A 19,146-nucleotide genomic window follows, 5' to 3' on the forward strand; every position below is an offset into this window, starting at 1 on the left:
GGTGCGCTAACTGTATTCTATCAAGTTCTTCCTCCTGCACTTTCTTAAATTCCAATAATATATTTCCTTTTGCATCAGTAACAATCGCCATATTCATTTCCTCCTGTTTGAGCTAAATTAATTTATGGAACAAAAAACGCTCCTCCCTAATAATTAATATAATGAACACCAATGGAGGGTGGAAACTTGATGGAGAACAAGAAAACAACTTTCCGAGAGGCAGAAACAATCGCAAAAGTAATAGCTGAATCACTGCGAGATCAAAGATTCCTCACAATAAGCTATTTCAATAACATCAAAGACCAAGAAATAACGGGTATTATCACAAAGATTGACCAGTCAATGAGTAGTAGTTTAAAAATAAGTCATAGTGAAGGATTCGAGTGGATTCTAATGGACGACATTATAAGTGTTTGCTATGAAATTGAAATCGAGATGAATTAAAGAAGGAAGGAACTTGCCACGGCAAGATCCTTCCTTCTTTTTCGAACATGTACACAAAAGTGGGTGTTTTGTTCAGGTGTCCCAAAAAAGAAGCCCACAACTTGATCTTCTTGTGCGGGCTACTTTTTGATTTTGGATGTTTTATTAAAAACGCTTTGCAACCTCTTGCGCTTGTGCGATCGCCTTTTCTTTAATCGATAGAGCTTTGTCTGGCATAGCTGCCATGCCTTCTACAAATATTCCCTCAAAAGATGGAACTCCATGAAATTGCATAATTTTCTTTAGGTAACTATGACCACTTTCGAAATCAGCAGCAGGACCCTCCGTGTACACTCCACCACTTGCTTGAATATGAATGGCTTTTTTATCTGTTAATAAACCAACTGGTCCATTTTCGGTATATTTAAATGTTTTACCCGCAATGCAAATTGCATCAATGTAAGCCTTGAGAAGCGGTGGGAAAGAAAAATTCCACATTGGGGAAACAAAAACATACTTATCAGCCGCCACATATTGCTCAACGATCTCATTTAGGCGACCAACTTTTGACTTTTCAGCATCGGAGAGTTGTTCAAAAGAAGTTCCTGATCGAAGTTTCCCCCAACCACTAAATACGTCACCATCTATATGAGGCATATTGGTCTTGTACAAATCTAGATAAATTACTTCATCTGTTGGATTTGCTTTATGGTAGGTTTCAATAAATTCTTTCCCTACTGCCATACTAAACGAGGTTTGATGGTCGTGCGGATGTGCAGTGATGTAGAGTATAGTTGCCATTATCTGAAAACTTCCCTTCTGTTATATTTTTTTTATCAGCTAACTAAAAATGTAATTAAATTATCGCCTTTACTATGATTTGAAAAAAAATGATTCAATATTCATCACCTAGAAAAAATCCTAGTATCAGATAAAGAGATCCTTCCTTATCCCCTTTTGTTGGCAGGGGGATGCAGAGTGTTATGGTGATGAAGCTAAAGCGGTATTAATAAGGGTTAAAACCCTTCGTGAACAGCTATATTCACTACCTCACATTCGGGAAATTCTAATGAATAAGGGTTATCCGAAATTCGAGAATTATAAACAGTTAAATTGAAGGGGAAAAGAGCAATGATTTTTTTTGCTATTTTGTTTTTTTAATATTTCGAAAATATGCATCGAACTTGTTGAACATACCTCCCTCTATGAACAAAAGCATATCTCTGTTTTTCTCTCGTTTCTTAGATTTTCATGGACTTCAAATTTTTCAGAACACTTACAACTGGGATGTTATTGAATTACAGGATATATTTTTGTATTTCGGGGTTAATTGTCCTTTTCACTTGATTCCGGCCTACTCACTTCCTGTCTCCGCTTCGTCGTACACGTTACCATGCACTACGCAAGACTCTGTGCAGAACTGCTGGTTAGGCTTTATCCTGATCTCCTTCTCAGGCAACACGTGTTTCTTGAGCTTTCAAGGCTCAACCTGCTCCACACGATTACGGTATGAAACCACTAGATGATCTGGATTTTATGCAGGATTAAATAACTTCTCCTCACTTAAATTGTAATGGAAAAATTTCCTTCGGATAACGCCACCTCTCTTGAATCATCTTAATGATGGAGGTGTTTATTAAATGAAAAAAAGATTATACTCAATTGCTGGTCTAATGTTATTCTCTGCTTTGACAGGATGTACCACTAAGGGTCCGAATGAAACAAATGTTCAAACAAAGGGTTTTCAGGTTAATGCATTGAATGATGGGCAAGTCGCTCCCAATTATGTTGCTCAAACTGCCACTGATAATTCTCGAGCAAATTCAGTCGGGTCTTCACAAGCAGAATTTAACTCGCTTGCTACTAAGGTTTCGGAAGGAGCACAGATTCAAGCGACTGCAACTAATGCTTCACCACGTTTGTTAAGTCCAACCGATCATTCCCTCATGCTAGTTGACCATCAACCACAAATGGCTTTCGCAACGAAATCGCATAGTTTGGAAACCATCCGAAATAATGTAGCAGGAGTTGCAAAATCCGCGAAATTGTTCGGTGTGCCTACGTTACTTACTACAGTGGCTTCGAAAACTTTTAGCGGTCCTATCTTTCCGGAAATTAAAGCTGTTTTTCCTGATCAAGCACCAATCGATCGTACAACTATGAATGCGTGGGAAGACCAGCGCGTCGTAGATAAAGTAAAAAGCTTCGGTAAAAAGAAACTTGTAATTGCTGGCCTCTGGACTGAAGTTTGCGTTGTCGATCCAGTTCTTTCAGCAATTGACGCGGGATATAAAGTATACTTTATTTCGGATGCTTGTGGAGGCGTAAGTCTAGAGGCGCATGAAATGGCTGTTCAACGAATGATCCAGGCTGGTGCTGTACCTATTACGTGGTTGCAATATTTGCTTGAGATGCAGCGTGATTGGGCTAATCAAAAAACTTACAATGATGTTCTGACTATAGCAAAAGATCACGGCGGCGCTTATGGACTTGGTGTCATTTACGCAAATGAGATGTTTGGAGGAAAAGAAGGGCATTAAACAAAAGTATGCTATTCGGTGACACTGCAATAGGAAAATCTGGATGTAATCCATTCCCGAAAAAATGGTATTGCAACCAAGCAGCCGCTAGTATACATATGTCGCAGTTACTATATTCACCAACAACAAAAAAACAAAATGTGATGTTTCATAATATTGGAAAAATGAGCCCCAAATTCGCGAAGCCACTGAAAAAGTCCCTATTTAATGTAAAAAGGTACAAAACCTCAAATTATTGAGGATCTGTACCTTTTTTCTGTATAATTGAAGTATAAAATCGAGTAGGTGAATGAGAGTGAATGAGGGATGCCATGCCTTCTACAAATATTCCCTCAAAAGATGGAACTCCATGAAATTGGATAATTTTCTTTAGGTAACTATGACCACTTTCGAAATCAGCAGCAGGACCCTCCGTGTACTCTCCACCACTTGCTTGAATAATGAATGGCTTTTTTATCAACTTTTGACTTTTCAGCATCGGAGAGTTGTTCAAAAGAAGTTCCTGATCGAAGTTTCCCCCAACCACTAAATACGTCACCATCTATATGAGGCATTTTTGTCTTGTACAAATCTAGATAAATTACTTCATCTGTTGGATTTGCTTTATGGTAGGTTTCAATAAATTCTTTCCCTACTACCATACTAAACGAGGTTTGAAGGTCATGGGGATGATATCTTTTTTATTAACAAACTAAAAATGTAATTAAATTATCGCCTTTACTATAATTTCAAAAAAAATGATTAAATATTCATCACCTAGAAAAAATTCAGTATCAGATAAAGAAGAACAACTAGTAAATATAAATGTTTAGTATGTAGTTCTTCAATGGATAATGAGGAAAATGATCGTCCAAAGGATATTTACTGTTTAATAGGTAAAATAAAAGGAAATTCTATTGCATTAATATCATAAAACTTACTTTTTATAGTCAACGTATTTTCGATAGTCAATATTAATAAAGCCTCATTGAAGGCGATGTTGTAAACTTGCAGACATGTAACAACGCTCCATTCCACGAGCATCAAAAGATATCATTTAGATCGCGAGCACCAATCCATATTACAACAGGTTCTTCTTAAACCAAACCGAGGCTGCATCCACTTCGCTAGTTGTTAATTGATGACCAAAATGCTCCCAATGAACTTCAACTGTTGCTCCAGCTTCACGAAGTAGTTTTTGTAGCTCTTCGGTTTCTTGCGCAGTGCAGATTGGATCATTAGTACCTGCACCTATAAAGATAGGGATATCAGATAAATTCGGTAGCTTAATGCCTCTTCTTGGAACCATTGGATGATGAAGAATAGCGCCACTAAATGCATTTTGATAATGGAATAGAAGGCTGCCTGCTATATTGGCTCCGTTAGAATAACCAATGGCCACTAGGTTGTCTCGGACAAACCCAACTAATACCGGATCATCCACTCTAGTACCTTTTTCAAAAATATGTTTCATTACTGTTTCCCTACCAGTTCTCTTACTTGAATAGGGATCAGGTTCTCTTCAATTTTTGCACGATTTTTCTCATACCACTCAGGCAAGCATTAATTTCTCACCTAATGATTCAGCAGGCTCATCTTTTGAAAAACCTGGAGGATCTGTAGCAATTTCGAAAAGAATTCCACCGTATTCACGGAAATAAATGGCATTGAAGTATTGACGGTCAAGAATTTGAGTTGGTCGATATCCCTTGCGCATTACTTCTTTATGCCATTCTACATGATCATCAAAATCGTTTGCACGCCAAGCAATATGATGAACTATTCCAGCTCCCCCTACACCCCAATCCATGTTGGTTAGAAGAACGTCAATGATGTTGGCTATCTCTCCTGTTGCTTGAAAACGTGCGTAATTGTCATCTTCTGCAACTTTTGTCAAACCAAGTACGTTTTGCAGCGTATCCATAGTGCTCTCTGCATTGGTGCTGAATAGCACAGCTCCTCCGAAACCTTTAATCGCCTTGTCTGCTGGAACCCCATTAAATGCCCACTTGCTGTTTTTCCCCTCATTTCGTTCAACTAATTCAAGACCCATTCCCTCGGTGTCTGTGAATTGAATATAATCTTCTTTGAAACGGCTCACTTTCTTAACTGAGATTCCAAAGTTAATAAGACGCTTCTCCCAGAAGTCTAGCGAACCATGAGGTACGATATAGGTAGTAATACCGACTTGGCCACCTCCTATCTTGCCTTTTGGTGTTCCAGGTGTTGGGAAGAACGTAATGATCGTGCCTGGACTCCCTGCTTCATTACCAAAATATAAGTGATATACATCAGGAGCATCAAAGTTAATTGTTTTCTTTACCAGGCGAAGGCCGAGGATTCCGGCATAAAAATCGACGTTTGCTTGAGGATCACCTGCAAATGCAGTTATGTGATGGATACCAGTTGTTTGTTTTGACATGAAAATGCCTCCTTAAACTTCTTTATTATAGTTTTCCCTACATATTGATAAAACATCAATTAATTTAATGATAAAAGAGTGCATTGTACATTTGTATTACCTCTTGGAAGGCAAATTAAGTTATATATTTTTTAATTCCCTAACCTTTCTTCCAATTTCCTTGCCCAAACTCATGAACCCATCGCATAATGATTGTAAGAGCCATCCCAAGACCTCGTTCTTCCATCATCTCCACTAGATCACGATAACTTAGGCTATATTTCAAATTCTATCTTACTGTTAGCAAGATGATTCATACTGCTTCCGCTTAAACAAATCTAATCCCGTTTTCAACGTTTGCCCCATCCCATAAATTCATTTCAATTATGTTATTATGTACTAGGACTATGCACCACAAGCTACCTCCCAATTGAGCAAGCTTCTCGGAAGCAAGGCGCTCCGTAAACTTCGCGATTGAAGTATGGCTCGGAATGCGCAAGAAAAGGGAGGCCGTCGAAGACCAAAGCGTTTCATACAGCATGGCCCGGATCTTCCCGTGGTTCATACTGTGGTTTATGGTAGCCTCTATATTTAATACTCTAGGTTTGTTCAGTAATGAAATAAAGCATTATATAGGTGATCTGGCTAAGTTTATGATTGTGATGGCATTAACAGGAATCGGTTTAAGCGCGGATTTTCGTAAAATGATGAAAATGGGGGTTCGGCCGATCCTATTCGGGCTTCTCGTATGGTTCACCGTTTCTCTCACCAGTTTGGTGTTCCAATGGTTTACGAATCATATTTAAGGAAGTAGGTTTAACCGTTAGGTACTCACTTGAGCTATATTTTGTAATGGACATAAAAAAGATGACTCCCGACCAATTTCCAATTTAGGAGCCATCTTTAGGCAGCGTAGCATTTAATAATTTTATTCGGAGTCCTCAAATAGTGAAAATCATTTATTTTGTAGCTATTTTAACCTTTTCTTTTTTTAATCTTTCTGGAGTAACATTATCACCGTTCGGATCAACAATTGTAGAATTCAAGAGCATACTATCTATAGAACCACGAAATATTTGAAGATATTCTTTTCGTAGATTTGCTTGTTCTGTTTTTTCAATGTCAGTTAATCCAATTTCTTTTTCTTTTCTTGAAAGCTCATTAATTTTATTTAAAATGGCACGCACAATGATCCACTCCTTTTTTTGATTCAAGCAAAATTGTTGGATTTTCATTCAGGTGTTTCTAAAATATCATGATCAATGTATGACTTTTTTTTCCTTTACTGCGCGCCAAATTAGCTGCCTGTTATTCCCAATTCCTAGAAGATCAGAGCTTGATTTTTTTTCAATACAATAAAAATTTACAAGCCACGCCCTTTTTGTCAAGCTTTTTTATCAGCTTTTTTTACACATTCCCTTTTACATGTTATTTAATATCGTTTCATTTAAACAGTCGATCCTAGAGTCATATAGTTTGTAACTGCCGAGTTCAGAGCCCCTTATTACCATTACATTTTATGTTGATGGTTCGGTTGGGCTCCGTTTGGAGACTCGCTAGGCTGCTGAATGATTGTACTGCCATTGCTAGGGAATGACCACGTGCCAGAAACTGCGTTGTACACGCCACCGATAGATTGACCCCATTCCATGTTTTGTTCGTTGATCTTTGCTCTTCGTTCCGGGGAAGCACTGAGCCATTCTTCACTGTTGTAGGTCATTTTCTCTTTGATGAACAAAGGATCGCCATTTGTTGTCAGCACATGATCGTCAGAAGCATGAATGTGGCCTTCAACTGGCATTAACGACGGATTTGCTTCTGGGTTGAACTTGTCATCGCCAGAACCGCGTATATGCATCAGCATGCCGCCTGGGTACACGCCGTCATCCGTCGCGGCTAAGGAGTTATGGTCGTGCCATGGCCATACGCCGTCCCGGCCTTTTACGAGAACATCGTAGGTTTCACCAGGAGCGATATTTACCGTGTCCATATTGTAAGGCTGCGGCACTTTGTAACCGTCCTTCGCAATAACGACGAAGTGCGTTCCATGAAGATGCTCAGAATGGGATTCAAAGCCTGCGTTGATCAAACGAACGCGGGCGATCTCACCTTCTTTAATCATCATATCAGGAATGGAATTACCCGATTTGCCGTTAACTGAGTAGTAATTGTAAGTTGGTTTTGCAGTTGCATTTGACGGGTCACGGTGGGTGTCCCACTCGTCTAGCATCATGGTAAATTCTTTGTCCCAACTTGGTTTCTCCGTATCTTCAATGATCAAAGATCCATACATCCCCATATCCTGGTGCAGAGATGTTTGCACATGGCAGTGATACCAGTGGGTACCTGCTTCTTTGGCTACAAACTCATAGGTGTAAGATTTCTTTGGCATAATGTAGTTCCCTGTGATGTGCGCAACGCCGTCATTCAGCATATCCACGCTGGTAATGCCGTGAGGGTGCAAAGAATGCGGCTGTGTCGAATTGTTTTTGATCACAATGCGGACCAGATCACCTTTTTTGACGCGAATTTGAGGGCCTGGAACAGTGGCAGGCTGCCCTTCCAAACCGTATGCCCATGCTTTAATCTTAACCCCATCGGTCAATTCATGCTCGATCTCTTCAATGTGCATATTAAACTCTCGAACTTGTCCGGTCATTTCTTCCTTTTTCACTGTTCCGCCGATCCAATCCCTATGCATCTGTTCGACAACATCGTCGAACGTCCAGTTTGGCTCAAGCTGACCGGCCGCCACAACTGGAACCGGTAAGCGGAGGTATGAACTTCCTATCAGGACGGAGACTAATAAAGCGGCTGCTGCAATTTTCAGTGTTTTTTTCATAGATTCCTCTCTCACTTAACAGTTACCGTGGTAGTCATAAAAGGATGAAAGGAACAGTAGACTTTGTATACACCTGGTTTATCAAAGGTGTAGCTATAGCTTTCGCCTTTTTTTATTCCAGCACTGTTTTCCTTACGAGAGTCGAATAGTCCATCGCTAACGATAGTGTGCGGAACATCTTCTTCGTTCATGATAGTTACTTTCGTGCCAGCTTTCACAGTCAAGGCTTTTTTACAGAATGCAAAGTCCATAATGTGAATCATTTGTTCTCCGGTTGGCATCAAGTGTTGCTTCACCTCATAAGCGCCAAGCAAGAGTAGATCGCGAGTCGCGTTGGATATACCACCGAAACTACCTTCAGCAGCTGGAAACAGTTTTAATTCAAGAGAAAGCGCTACATAGCCTTGTGCCCAGTCAGAAACGGTTTTGTCCGTGTAAGTTTTGCCTTTGGCATCAGCATCTTTGCCCAGTACCCGAACAAGGAAAGCAGCCAGTTGTTCTTTGGTTACTTTACCCGCTGGGTTATATATGCCTTCCCCATAACCGTCGGTCACGCCAGCAGCTTTCAAAGCTTCGATGTAAGGGAGCGCATAGCCGTTAGCTCTGTCGCCCATACTAACGTCAGTGAAACTTGATGTATTTAAGTTTTTATTAATTTCCAGATTCATGATCAATGCTGCTACTTTCGCGAACTGAGCACGGTTCATTTCATCATGAAGACCAAATGTTGTATCGCTTACGCCATTAAATATACCGGCGTTAATCATCGTTTCGAATTTCGCTTTTGTCACTGTATCCAGATCTTTCAGATCCGTGAAGTCGGCTGAAGTTTTACTTAACGCGACGGAAGAAAACATCGACAGAACAATTGTTGCAGAAAATAAAACAGATAAGCTCTTCTTCATATGATTATTTCCTCCTAGTATTAGAGTTTAATGCTAACTAGCCTTAGCTTGAGACCATCCATTTGAAATTGATGAAAAAATTCACGAAGCACATTTTGCTTCGTGAATTTTCAAACAGCAATCGATTAATGTCCTTCTTTACCGCCAAACATTTCTTGCGAGTAGATAATGCCTAATCCGTATGCGCCACCATGTTCTTTGGCAATATCGGTAGTGGCTTTATAAGTTTCAGAACGAGCCCAGTCACGTTGCAGCTCTAGTAAGTATTGCTCCCAAGTGATTGGCGTCGCGCCGGCTTGAATCATGCGCTCAATCGCCATATCGTGCGCTTCTTTCGATACGCCGCCTGAAGTATCGGTTACGATGTACACTTCATATCCTTGATCGATCGCGGAGAGAACGGCTGACAAGTCGCATACCTCAGTCCATAGACCAGAAACAACTAGTTTCTTTTTAGCGTAGCTGTTAACTTTATCTACCACTCTTTGATCTTCCCAGGCGTTCATCGTCGTACGGTCGATTGGCTGTTGATCAGGGAATACGGCTTGGATTTCAGGGAAAATCGGTCCGCTAAACGACTTCGCAGCTACCGTCGTCAGAACAGTTGGAACTTTGAAAGCTTTCGCTGCTTTGGCAAGCCCAGTCACGTTATTGCGCAGCGTCTGGATGTCAATGGATGAAGTACCAAAAGCCATTTGCGGCTGGTGATCGATCATAAGCAACGTATGGTTCGTCGGTGTTAATAATCTTGGAGATGGAACAGCTTTTGCATGAATGGCTGTTGTACCTTGGCTAGTTGCAGCAGGTGTATCCGCTTTTGCAACCATCATAGATCCGAATGCGCTTGTCGATACGACGGCAGTTAAAAGTGCTAGTGTTGTTACTGTACGGCCTGTAAGATATTTTTTCATGGTTGTTAGCTCCTTTTATTATAAATTTATCTTAAAATTAATTATCTTACTTTAAAGATATAAAACATTTAAATGTCCTACCATCATTTTATCGCGTATCTTTTCAATTATTGATTAATGTCCTTCTTTACCGCCAAACATTTCTTGCGAATAGATAATGCCTAATCCGTATGCGCCGCCGTGTTCTTTAGCAATATCGGTAGTCGCTTTATAAGTTTCGGAACGAGCCCAGTCACGTTGCAGCTCTAGTAAGTATTGCTCCCAAGTGATTGGCGTCGCGCCGGCTTGAATCATGCGCTCAATCGCCATATCGTGCGCTTCTTTCGATACGCCACCTGAAGTATCGGTTACGATGTACACTTCATATCCTTGATCGATCGCGGAGAGAACGGCGGACAAGTCGCAAACCTCAGTCCATAGACCAGAAACAACTAGTTTCTTTTTAGCGTAGCTGTTAACTTTATCTACCACTCTTTGATCTTCCCAAGCGTTCATCGTCGTACGGTCGATTGGCTGTTGATCAGGGAATACGGCTTGGATTTCAGGGAAAATCGGTCCGCTAAACGACTTCGCAGCTACCGTCGTCAGAACAGTTGGAACTTTGAAAGCTTTCGCTGCTTTGGCAAGCCCAGTCACGTTATTGCGCAGCGTCTGGATGTCAATGGATGAAGTACCAAAAGCCATTTGCGGCTGGTGATCGATCATAAGCAACGTATGGTTCGTCGGTGTTAATAATCTTGGAGATGGAACAGCTTTTGCATGAATGGCTGTTGTACCTTGGCTAGTTGCAGCAGGTGTATCCGCTTTTGCAACCATCATAGATCCGAATGCGCTTGTCGATACGACGGCAGTTAAAAGTGCTAGTGTTGTTACTGTACGGCCTGTAAGATATTTTTTCATGGTTGTTAGCTCCTTTTATTATAAATTTATCTTAAAATTAATTATCTTACTTTAAAGATATAAAACATTTAAATGTCCTACCATCATTTTATCGCGTATCTTTTCAATTATTGATTAATGTCCTTCTTTACCGCCAAACATTTCTTGCGAATAGATAATGCCTAATCCGTATGCGCCGCCGTATTCTTTGGCAATATCGGTAGTGGCTTTATAAGTTTCAGAACGAGCCCAGTCACGTTGCAACTCTAGTAAGTATTGCTCCCAAGTGATTGGCGTCGCGCCGGCTTGAATCATGCGCTCAATCGCCATATCGTGCGCCTCTTTCGATACGCCACCTGAAGTATCGGTTACGATGTACACTTCATATCCTTGATCGATCGCGGAGAGAACGGCGGACAAGTCGCAAACCTCAGTCCATAGACCAGAAACAACTAGTTTCTTTTTAGCGTAGCTGTTAACTTTATCTACCACTCTTTGATCTTCCCAAGCGTTCATCGTCGTACGGTCGATTGGCTGTTGATCAGGGAATACGGCTTGGATTTCAGGGAAAATCGGTCCGCTAAACGACTTCGCAGCTACCGTCGTCAGAACAGTTGGAACTTTGAAAGCTTTCGCTGCTTTGGCAAGCCCAGTCACGTTATTGCGCAGCGTCTGGATGTCAATGGATGAAGTACCAAAAGCCATTTGCGGCTGGTGATCGATCATAAGCAACGTATGGTTCGTCGGTGTTAATAATCTTGGAGATGGAACAGCTTTTGCATAAATGGCTGTTGTACCTTGGCTAGTTGCAGCAGGTGTATCCGCTTTTGCAACCATCATAGATCCGAATGCGCTTGTCGATACGACGGCAGTTAAAAGTGCTAGTGTTGTTACTGTACGGCCTGTAAGATATTTTTTCATGGTTGTTAGCTCCTTTTTAAGTAATATCTCAAATTTGTTATTCTTAAATTTAAGAAATATGGCATTAAGATATTTACCGAAAGTATATTTTCTAAAAACATATTGTAGTGCATCAAACATATTGAACTTACTAGTAATTATCTTCAATTTATCCCTAGTGCATTTCGACCGACTATGCCCCCTTCACTTTACTTTGTTTATTTGAAACGGTGTAAGTAATTCCAATTACTTTTATTATAATATATACTTACATTTAATAAGTCAACACATATTTAGTTAGTTAATCACTTTAAATGTTTGACATTCTATATTTCCTTCTTGCTCTTGCCTCTTTTGGGGCTATCTCAGTTCATACACCCTAACTCTGAAAGGCTGTATTTATTAATTACATTCCTTTTCCTAGTTTCTTAAGAAGTTTTATAATGTCTTGTTTTTCATCTAGAGAAAGACCTTGAGTGATGGAATGGATCGTTTCTGCATGACCTGGAAAAGTTAGATCGAATAATTCATACCCCACCGGTGTAATTTCAGCATAAATAACTCTTCGATCTTCTTCACAATGCACACGTTTTATTAGACCTTTTTTCTCCAGCTTATCGATATTATAGGTAATACTTCCACTGGTTATTAAAATCTTTTCACCAATTTGCTGCAGTGGTATTCTTCCCTTCGTATATAACAATTCCAAAATCGTAAACTCCGAAGGTGATAGACCGTTTTGCTTCATATCTTTAACCGCACGGTCCATGAGTGTTTTGTAGGCTTTTGAAAGGACAACAAAGGTCTTAAGCGAAGTAGATTGATCATCTTCTAGTTGGAATGACATAGAGGTTCACCTCCTCTCAATATCTTAGATTTAACTATCTTAAATTAAAGGTAATTCTTTTTTATAATAATAACAATGGTAATCATTTCTGCAATACATTTCGTGAATCATCCATGAACATACGTTTCTTGTACATGTGCAGACGAGAGATATATCTTTTTAAATTTGTTAATATTTTCGTCGTTTCATCCAAATAAGCCTTGTCTCCAAACAACTCATAAAGCAGCAAATAATCATTATACTCATCCAGCCATTCATCTACCTGAACTGGTGTCATTTCCGCATTCCTCCCATAATTTTTTCTTCACGCCTACCGCGCTCCATGTTACAGAATTAATTTTAATTTGACGATTACCTTATTACAGTTGGGATGGGCGCCACATGGTCAACACTATTTACTTATTTAGCTATTAATCTGACTATCTTTTTTATTTTTTGGCTGCTAGCCAGCTTGCCAACGTTTCAATTTCTTGCTTGTTCAGTTTATCTTTGAAAGGTGGCATTGTGTTCCCATTAGTGATTTGGTTAATGATTTTTTCTTTGCTTAAACGCGCACCTACTTTTTGCAAATTGGGACCAATCATTCTCCCTTCCAACTCTGCACCATGACAGGCTATACAATTTTGTTTGAAGATGATTGACGCATCAAGCGCTGCCGTTGTTGGAGCTGCCGTTATGCTTTCACTAGGACTGGGATTTGCCTGATTTGCTTGGCCAACATTTTCCGGCGAGCTTGTTGGAACAGATGGCTCAGAAGGCCTAGAATCCGCGGATGGATTTAGGCTTTCTGAAGGCGTCTCATCCGTTTTTTTACATGCGGCTAACGATACGGAAATGGCAAGCGCTAACAGCAGAACTGGCGTCTTCTTAAACATAAATCTGATAGACCCCCTCTTTTAAAAATTTTGATTTTCTTCGATTAATGTCCTTCTTTTCCACCAAACATTTCTTGCGAGTAAATAATGCCTAATCCGTATGCTCCGCCGTGTTCTTTGGCAATATCCGTTGTGGCTTTGTAAGTTTCGGAACGAGCCCAGTCACGTTGCAATTCTAGTAAATACTGCTCCCAGGTGATTGGGGTAGCGCCGGCTTGAATCATGCGCTTAATAGCCATATCGTGAGCTTCTTTGGATACACCGCCTGAAGTATCGGTAACGATATACACCTCATATCCTTGATCGATCGCGGAAAGTACGGCTGTCAAGTCGCATACCTCAGTCCAAAGACCAGAAACCACGAGTTTATTATTGCCATAACTGTTCAATTTATCGACGACTCTTTGATCTTCCATAGCATTCATTGTGTACGGTCAATTGGCTGCTGATCAGGGAATACCGCTTGGATTTCCGGGAAAATCGGTCCGCTGAAAGACTTCGAAGCTACCGTCGTCAGAACGGTTGGAACGTTGAAAGCTTTCGCTGCTTTGGCAAGTCCAGTCACGTTATTGCGCAGCGTCGCGATGTCTATAGACGAAGTACCAAAAGCCATTTGCGGTTGGTGGTCGATCATGAGTAACGTATGGTTCGTCGGTGTTAACAATCTTGGTGATGGAACAGCCTTTGAATGAAGTGCTGTATGAGCTTGGCTAGTCGCGGCAGCAGGTGTATTCGCTTTTGATCCGATCATAGAGCCACATGCGCTTGTGGATACTACGACAGTTAAAAATGCTAGCGTTGTTACTGTGCGTCCTGTAAGAAATTTTTTCATGGTTGTTAGCTCCTTTTCGTTTTTTGTGAAAAAAATCTTTAATTTAAGTATCTTTATTTTGAGATATTTGACATTCAGTTAATAACAAAAAAACATATTGTGTATTAAACGCGAACAAACTTTGTCCCCCTATAAACCCTCACCTCTCAACTATTTTAATTGATACATTGTGTCAGGAATCTAGTTTACATTTATTATAATATATACTTACATTAAATTAGTCAATATATTTTAATTAGTTAATTGCTATCTATTTAATGGGTACAAAAGCCCTGCTTAAGCACCCTCTGAGTACATGGATTTTAAATCGTTAATCCAAACATGAACTCCATTTGATGTGGAGCGATCCCATCCGACTATATCTGGTTGAGGTTGTGGTCAACATGCAGCATAACTTCCCTCTAAAGCGAATAAAGCTGCCAAGTGACAGCCCTCTCCGCCTGTGTCAATTACCTTATGTCCCCCTTGGGACTAGAAATTAATCTCTCTGCAACCTTCTGATTTACTTGGAGAAATCTCATCATCTCCTCCTTAGTCATATAAGTTTCCCTTTTATTTTGATATCGCTCTACGGATTCCCTTCTAACTAATACAGTTTTATTCTTATTAGTGAAACTTACAATCCCTTCAAGATCTCCATCTTCAATAAGAGAAACAATACCTGCTAATGTCATTCTAAGAATTTTAGCAGCATGACTCCCAGTCAAAATAATGCTGGTATTATTGCCAGATATTTTAGTTAGAGTATTATATGGCATTAAGCCCTCTTTCCAATTATCAACTATATAGGTTTCGAACTCCTTTGTTCCCTTTTTTACACAATTGTATTTTTATGTAGAAGAATGCATAAGTGGTTTTTTGAAACAAAAACTACAATAAATTTTGAAACATTTACAATAAATTATGAAAAATCACAAAAAACCAGGGCTTCCGCCCTGGCTCAATCCTAAGAACACCTGCTATACCCGCAGTTGATACAATTCTTGCACCCTTCGCTGTTCACCAGCGAAGCCGATCCACACGACGGGCACAGGTCCTTCGGCGCGGCGTTAGCCTCGCTACTGCCATGACCCGTGTGCCCCACTTCCACTACCGGTGCTGGCGCATCCAGCACTTCACTCGTCGCGGTCACGTAGTTCCGCGCGTCGTCTTGCTCGTTCATCACTTCGTCGTGCTGCTCGAGCGCTTTGGCTACCGCGTCCGCGATGGACTCGACTCGGTTGTTGCCGAAGCCAATGGCGCCAGACCCGCCAATGCCTTTCAAGTGCTTCACGAGCAGCTTCACTTTATCGCCATGATCCCCATAGCGCAAGAACAAGGAGCACACACGACCGAGTGCTTCAGACATCGCAAACACGTCGGATCCTGCTTTTCCTACGTTGAGGAAGATTTCACTCGGCGTACCGTTCATATCGTTAATAGTGATGTACGCCATCCCGAATGGTGTATTCACTTTATACGTTGCACCGCGTAGAATTTGTGGACGGCGTTTATATTGTTTATCGAATACTTGCTCTGTCTTCGCATCCACATCTACAGCAAGCTTGCCTGAGAGATTAGTAAAGCTATCTGCATCTTTCACGGCTTCCGCGGCAACAGCCACAGGTGCAGTTTCTTCTTTCTTATCTTCCTTTTTATCTGCGCTAGTACTCAATACTTGCACATCACGGCTACCATCACGGTAGATGGTTACACCCTTACAACCTAGATCAAAAGCCAATTCATACAAGCGTTTCGTTTCTTCCACGGTGAAGTCTGCAGGACAATTCGCTGTTTTTGAGATCGAGCTGTCTACCCATGTTTGAATCGCAGCTTGCGCTCGGATATGATCTTCTGCAGTCAACGTCATGGAGGTTACGAAGTAGTCAGGCAGTTCTTGACCTGGATTTGCATCTTTCCACTCCTGTGCGATCGGCACATATTGTTTATCAAAGCCAAGACGGCTTTGACGATAATATTCAAAAGCAAAGTAAGGCTCAATGCCTGTCGATGTACCCACCATCGTCCCCGTACTTCCAGTAGGTGCTTGGGTAATCACAGTCACATTTCGCATGCCATTTTGCTTAATCGCTTTGCCAATTTCAGGGAATACTTTTGTCATGTTTTTCATAAAGCCGCTCTCAAGGAACTTATCTTCAATAAATTCTTTGAAAGACCCTTTTTCACCAGCTATTTCAGCCGATGCCAGATAGGCTTCTCTAGCCATAAAACCGTAGATTTCGTCCAAAAACACCAGGGATTCCGGACTTCCATACCGAATTTTCAATTTAATCATCAGTTCTGCTAAGCCCATAGTACCTAAACCTACGCGGCGCTCGCCTTGTTGATTCGTACGATTTTCTTCAAAATGATAAGGCGTCTTATCGATAACGTTATCGAGAAAGCGAGTCGAATAACGGACCACTTTGGCCAAATCTGCCCAATCCACGTCATGCTTTTCCGCATCATAAAACTTCGATAGATTAATAGCAGATAAGTTGCAGACACCCCAAGCCGGAAGCCCCTGCTCCCCGCATGGATTCGTACAAATAATCGGATTAAAGTACCAGCTGTTGGACATTTGGTTGTAGTATTCCAGGAATACGACACCTGGCTCAGCTGATTTCCAAGCAGACTCAATGATTGTATGCCAAACTTCACGTGCCCGTACAGTACGATAAGGCTTGACGGCTTTACCTAGTTTTTTCCAAGCATCTAAGTTCCCATCCCATTTATCGTTGTATTCAGGGTCAGTTGTATCTGGGAAAACAAGCTCCCACTCAAGATCTTCTTTAACGGCTTTCATAAATGCGTTACTTACACAAACGGATAAATTCGCGTTCGTAATTTGACCCATCGTTGATTTCACCGTGATGAAATCCTCAAGATCAGGGTGCCAGTCGTTGATCATGAGCATAAGTGCTCCGCGACGGCTGCCTCCTTGTTCGATTAATCCTGTTGTATAGCTAAACAGACCTCCCCAAGAAACAGCCCCGCTGGATGAACCATTAACACCTTTCACTACGGAACGGCGTGGACGAAGCGAAGACAGGTTGATACCAACTCCACCGCCGCGTGACATAATTTCTGTCATTTCAGAGAGTGTGCTCATAATTCCGCCTCTGCTATCGTGTGGAGACGGAATAACATAGCAGTTAAATAGGGTCAATTCATCACTTGCATCCGCACCTGCTGCGATTCGTCCACCTGGTACAAGCTTCCAATCATCAAGGATGTATCTGAATTTATCTGTCCATTCTTTTCGTTTCTCAGGGGTTGCTTCTACGGATGCCATTGCACCGGCCAAGCGGTTCCACATTTCTTCCGGTGTCTTCTCAATATTTAAAGTGAGCTTTTCCACTGCGGATTCAACAGTCTCACCACTTCGTGTTTTTACTTTGACAGTATCGCCATTACGGCTGACAATTTCGCCAACTTCTTTGGCTGGGAATTTAGGGTCATCCTTCGTCAAAACGAGAACAGTATCGCCCACCTTGGCAACACTTGTATCCGCATTTTTGAGTGCATAACGATCCAAAAATATTTTCTCACTTAATCCATCCAGCTTCTTATTAGACTGTACAATCCCCATCCATAATTCCCTCCCAATAAGCTACATACTCAGCTACAACTAAAATAAAAGTCACTTTATGAAGTTTATGTAAAATTACAATATGTGGTGTGCGAAATTCATTATACCTCACTATATATTGATCTTCTAATAGCTAAAGAACCAAATTTCGTTATTAAGACAACCCTTAATCATTTTAGCTAATCCTTACTTACTAATTCTCTCTTTTTCGCGGCCAGAATAACCATATTTAATCATTCAACCAAGCAAGATGAGATAGGCTATACAGCTCGTTTTGACGTTCGCTAATTCCTCTGCTAACCTATAACTTATAATAACACATTTCATTACTTTTCAGAACATTTGTTCGATGATATTTTATGGAAATCTAGGATTTACTTAGGAGATGTTGATATGTATTTTTTTAAAAATGAGTTCGTCAACAAGGAGGACGTTCTTCTTTCACCGGATGATCGTGGTTACTATTTTGGAGATGGGATATATGAGGTATTCCGTGTGTATCATGGGAAAATTTACGAGCAAGCTGCTCACATGCAGAGGCTCCAAAGAACCGCAAGTGATGTGCGGATAGAACTACCTTTTTCAATTGAAAAAATCGGTCATATTCTCACGCAGCTTATTGAAAAGAATGGTCTAAATGAAGGCACTGTTTATATGCAAATCACCAGAGGCGAAGCTCCCAGAGCACATCCATTCCCTGCTCAAGTTGAGCCTATTCTGCTAGCCTACTGCACAGAGGTAAGGAGACCCATCGCTACAATACATAATGGTATTAATGCAATCACTTTAGAGGATATCCGCTGGCTGAGGTGTGATCTCAAAACGCTTAATCTTCTCCCAAATATTATGGCCAAACAAGCAGCGCTCGATCACGGCGTGCAAGAAGTCGTACTGCATCGCAGCGGCACTGTTACAGAATGCAGCGCTTCTAACTTGATGATGATCAAAGATGGCGTACTTTACACGCACCCAGCTAACCATTTGATCCTTCATGGTATCACCCGGGCTGTCGTTTTGAGACTAGCTCACTCACAAAAAATCACAGTTAAAGAAGAGTCCTTTACGACGGAGCAGCTTATGCTGGCAGATGAAGCTTTTATCACAGGAACTACCGTGGAAATTACGCCTATCTTACAGATTGATGGCAAAGCAATTGGAACCGGCGCGCCAGGTCCGATTACTCGCAGTCTGCATAGTGAGTTTGAACGTACTTTTGTACAATAAAGTTCAATAGATATATG

At 40.9% G+C, this 19,146-nt stretch carries 17 protein-coding genes and 4 pseudogenes; 4 read left to right on the forward strand and 17 right to left on the reverse strand.

Annotated features, from left to right (window positions below; all coding sequences use genetic code 11):
- The first annotated feature begins 189 nt into the window (after positions 1-189).
- Positions 190-444, forward strand: coding sequence for a YolD-like family protein (locus QFZ81_RS24405; protein WP_307449544.1), 255 nt, complete (start codon positions 190-192; stop codon positions 442-444).
- 144 nt (positions 445-588) lie between these two features.
- Here the strand turns inward: QFZ81_RS24405 and QFZ81_RS24410 are convergent, their stop codons facing one another.
- The gene (locus tag QFZ81_RS24410) at positions 589-1,224 is read right to left on the reverse strand and encodes an FMN-dependent NADH-azoreductase (protein WP_307440872.1); all 636 of its coding nucleotides are present in this window, start codon (positions 1,222-1,224) and stop codon (positions 589-591) included.
- A 1,145-nt stretch (positions 1,225-2,369) separates the two neighbouring features.
- Here QFZ81_RS24410 and QFZ81_RS24415 point away from each other — a divergent pair.
- On the forward strand, positions 2,370-2,963 hold the full coding sequence (locus QFZ81_RS24415; protein ID WP_307607023.1) for a hydrolase: 594 nt from the start codon (positions 2,370-2,372) through the stop codon (positions 2,961-2,963).
- Positions 2,964-3,276: 313 nt separating this feature from the next.
- On the opposite strand, the pseudogene QFZ81_RS24420 reads toward QFZ81_RS24415, so the two are convergent.
- The 4 genes and pseudogenes from QFZ81_RS24420 to QFZ81_RS24435 all read right to left on the reverse strand — a co-directional run.
- Positions 3,277-3,604, reverse strand: a pseudogene (locus tag QFZ81_RS24420) (NADPH-dependent FMN reductase family protein); the annotation flags it as partial.
- Between the two features lie 419 nt (positions 3,605-4,023).
- The gene (locus tag QFZ81_RS24425) at positions 4,024-4,416 is read right to left on the reverse strand and encodes an alpha/beta hydrolase (RefSeq protein WP_373462606.1); all 393 of its coding nucleotides are present in this window, start codon (positions 4,414-4,416) and stop codon (positions 4,024-4,026) included.
- Positions 4,416-5,364, reverse strand: a pseudogene (locus QFZ81_RS24430) (ring-cleaving dioxygenase). Before QFZ81_RS24430 ends, QFZ81_RS24425 begins: the two are co-directional and overlap by 1 nt.
- A 163-nt stretch (positions 5,365-5,527) precedes the next feature.
- Positions 5,528-5,656 (reverse strand): annotated as a pseudogene (locus QFZ81_RS24435) (IS6 family transposase); the annotation flags it as partial.
- 178 nt (positions 5,657-5,834) lie between these two features.
- Here QFZ81_RS24435 and QFZ81_RS24440 point away from each other — a divergent pair.
- Positions 5,835-6,149: a putative sulfate exporter family transporter gene (locus QFZ81_RS24440; protein ID WP_307440870.1), complete on the forward strand. Its 315-nt coding sequence runs from the start codon at positions 5,835-5,837 to the stop codon at positions 6,147-6,149.
- Positions 6,150-6,302: 153 nt separating this feature from the next.
- Here QFZ81_RS24440 and QFZ81_RS24445 read toward each other — a convergent pair whose 3' ends face one another.
- From QFZ81_RS24445 to QFZ81_RS24500, 12 genes and pseudogenes are all read right to left on the reverse strand, one after another.
- Positions 6,303-6,578 carry a DUF896 domain-containing protein gene (locus tag QFZ81_RS24445; protein ID WP_373462605.1) on the reverse strand — a complete coding sequence of 92 codons (276 nt, stop codon included), beginning with the start codon at positions 6,576-6,578 and terminating at the stop codon, positions 6,303-6,305.
- A gap of 275 nt (positions 6,579-6,853) precedes the next feature.
- Complete coding sequence (locus tag QFZ81_RS24450; protein ID WP_307605189.1) at positions 6,854-8,185, reverse strand: multicopper oxidase family protein; 1,332 nt, start codon at positions 8,183-8,185, stop codon at positions 6,854-6,856.
- An 11-nt stretch (positions 8,186-8,196) separates the two neighbouring features.
- The gene (locus QFZ81_RS24455; protein ID WP_307605191.1) at positions 8,197-9,090 is read right to left on the reverse strand and encodes an S-layer homology domain-containing protein; all 894 of its coding nucleotides are present in this window, start codon (positions 9,088-9,090) and stop codon (positions 8,197-8,199) included.
- A 125-nt stretch (positions 9,091-9,215) separates the two neighbouring features.
- Positions 9,216-9,806: a hydrolase gene (locus tag QFZ81_RS24460; protein WP_307449538.1), complete on the reverse strand. Its 591-nt coding sequence runs from the start codon at positions 9,804-9,806 to the stop codon at positions 9,216-9,218.
- A gap of 309 nt (positions 9,807-10,115) precedes the next feature.
- The gene (locus QFZ81_RS24465; protein ID WP_307449538.1) at positions 10,116-10,706 is read right to left on the reverse strand and encodes a hydrolase; all 591 of its coding nucleotides are present in this window, start codon (positions 10,704-10,706) and stop codon (positions 10,116-10,118) included.
- Between the two features lie 309 nt (positions 10,707-11,015).
- Complete coding sequence (locus QFZ81_RS24470; protein ID WP_307449534.1) at positions 11,016-11,606, reverse strand: hydrolase; 591 nt, start codon at positions 11,604-11,606, stop codon at positions 11,016-11,018.
- Positions 11,607-12,186: 580 nt separating this feature from the next.
- Positions 12,187-12,627: a MarR family winged helix-turn-helix transcriptional regulator gene (locus QFZ81_RS24475; protein ID WP_307440865.1), complete on the reverse strand. Its 441-nt coding sequence runs from the start codon at positions 12,625-12,627 to the stop codon at positions 12,187-12,189.
- Positions 12,628-12,709: 82 nt separating this feature from the next.
- Positions 12,710-12,904: a hypothetical protein gene (locus QFZ81_RS24480; protein ID WP_307440864.1), complete on the reverse strand. Its 195-nt coding sequence runs from the start codon at positions 12,902-12,904 to the stop codon at positions 12,710-12,712.
- A gap of 151 nt (positions 12,905-13,055) precedes the next feature.
- A complete protein-coding gene (locus QFZ81_RS24485; protein WP_307440863.1) occupies positions 13,056-13,502 on the reverse strand; it encodes a c-type cytochrome in 447 nt (148 codons plus the stop codon).
- 44 nt (positions 13,503-13,546) lie between these two features.
- A pseudogene (locus QFZ81_RS24490) lies at positions 13,547-14,136 on the reverse strand (hydrolase).
- A gap of 647 nt (positions 14,137-14,783) precedes the next feature.
- The gene (locus QFZ81_RS24495; RefSeq protein ID WP_307440862.1) at positions 14,784-15,092 is read right to left on the reverse strand and encodes a MerR family transcriptional regulator; all 309 of its coding nucleotides are present in this window, start codon (positions 15,090-15,092) and stop codon (positions 14,784-14,786) included.
- 188 nt (positions 15,093-15,280) lie between these two features.
- On the reverse strand, positions 15,281-17,905 hold the full coding sequence (locus tag QFZ81_RS24500) for an adenosylcobalamin-dependent ribonucleoside-diphosphate reductase (RefSeq protein WP_307440685.1): 2,625 nt from the start codon (positions 17,903-17,905) through the stop codon (positions 15,281-15,283).
- A 393-nt stretch (positions 17,906-18,298) separates the two neighbouring features.
- Between QFZ81_RS24500 and dat the strand changes: the two genes are divergently transcribed.
- Complete coding sequence (dat, locus tag QFZ81_RS24505) at positions 18,299-19,129, forward strand: D-amino-acid transaminase (RefSeq protein WP_307440684.1); 831 nt, start codon at positions 18,299-18,301, stop codon at positions 19,127-19,129.
- The last annotated feature ends 17 nt before the right edge of the window (positions 19,130-19,146 follow it).

The sequence above is a fragment of the Paenibacillus sp. V4I9 genome (genome assembly GCF_030817295.1).
Taxonomy (GTDB): domain Bacteria; phylum Bacillota; class Bacilli; order Paenibacillales; family NBRC-103111; genus Paenibacillus_E.

Bases quoted from the DNA above. Each gene is read 5' to 3' on its own strand.
- QFZ81_RS24405 (WP_307449544.1), top strand. From the start codon at position 190: ATGGAGAACAAGAAAACAACTTTCCGAGAGGCAGAAACAATCGCAAAA.
- QFZ81_RS24410 (WP_307440872.1), bottom strand. From the start codon at position 1,224: ATGGCAACTATACTCTACATCACTGCACATCCGCACGACCATCAAACC.
- QFZ81_RS24415 (WP_307607023.1), top strand. From the start codon at position 2,370: ATGCTAGTTGACCATCAACCACAAATGGCTTTCGCAACGAAATCGCAT.
- QFZ81_RS24425 (WP_373462606.1), bottom strand. From the start codon at position 4,416: ATGAAACATATTTTTGAAAAAGGTACTAGAGTGGATGATCCGGTATTA.
- QFZ81_RS24440 (WP_307440870.1), top strand. From the start codon at position 5,835: ATGCGCAAGAAAAGGGAGGCCGTCGAAGACCAAAGCGTTTCATACAGC.
- QFZ81_RS24445 (WP_373462605.1), bottom strand. From the start codon at position 6,578: ATGAAAATCCAACAATTTTGCTTGAATCAAAAAAAGGAGTGGATCATT.
- QFZ81_RS24450 (WP_307605189.1), bottom strand. From the start codon at position 8,185: ATGAAAAAAACACTGAAAATTGCAGCAGCCGCTTTATTAGTCTCCGTC.
- QFZ81_RS24455 (WP_307605191.1), bottom strand. From the start codon at position 9,090: ATGAAGAAGAGCTTATCTGTTTTATTTTCTGCAACAATTGTTCTGTCG.
- QFZ81_RS24460 (WP_307449538.1), bottom strand. From the start codon at position 9,806: ATGATCGATCACCAGCCGCAAATGGCTTTTGGTACTTCATCCATTGAC.
- QFZ81_RS24465 (WP_307449538.1), bottom strand. From the start codon at position 10,706: ATGATCGATCACCAGCCGCAAATGGCTTTTGGTACTTCATCCATTGAC.
- QFZ81_RS24470 (WP_307449534.1), bottom strand. From the start codon at position 11,606: ATGATCGATCACCAGCCGCAAATGGCTTTTGGTACTTCATCCATTGAC.
- QFZ81_RS24475 (WP_307440865.1), bottom strand. From the start codon at position 12,627: ATGTCATTCCAACTAGAAGATGATCAATCTACTTCGCTTAAGACCTTT.
- QFZ81_RS24480 (WP_307440864.1), bottom strand. From the start codon at position 12,904: ATGACACCAGTTCAGGTAGATGAATGGCTGGATGAGTATAATGATTAT.
- QFZ81_RS24485 (WP_307440863.1), bottom strand. From the start codon at position 13,502: ATGTTTAAGAAGACGCCAGTTCTGCTGTTAGCGCTTGCCATTTCCGTA.
- QFZ81_RS24495 (WP_307440862.1), bottom strand. From the start codon at position 15,092: ATGCCATATAATACTCTAACTAAAATATCTGGCAATAATACCAGCATT.
- QFZ81_RS24500 (WP_307440685.1), bottom strand. From the start codon at position 17,905: ATGGGGATTGTACAGTCTAATAAGAAGCTGGATGGATTAAGTGAGAAA.
- dat (WP_307440684.1), top strand. From the start codon at position 18,299: ATGTATTTTTTTAAAAATGAGTTCGTCAACAAGGAGGACGTTCTTCTT.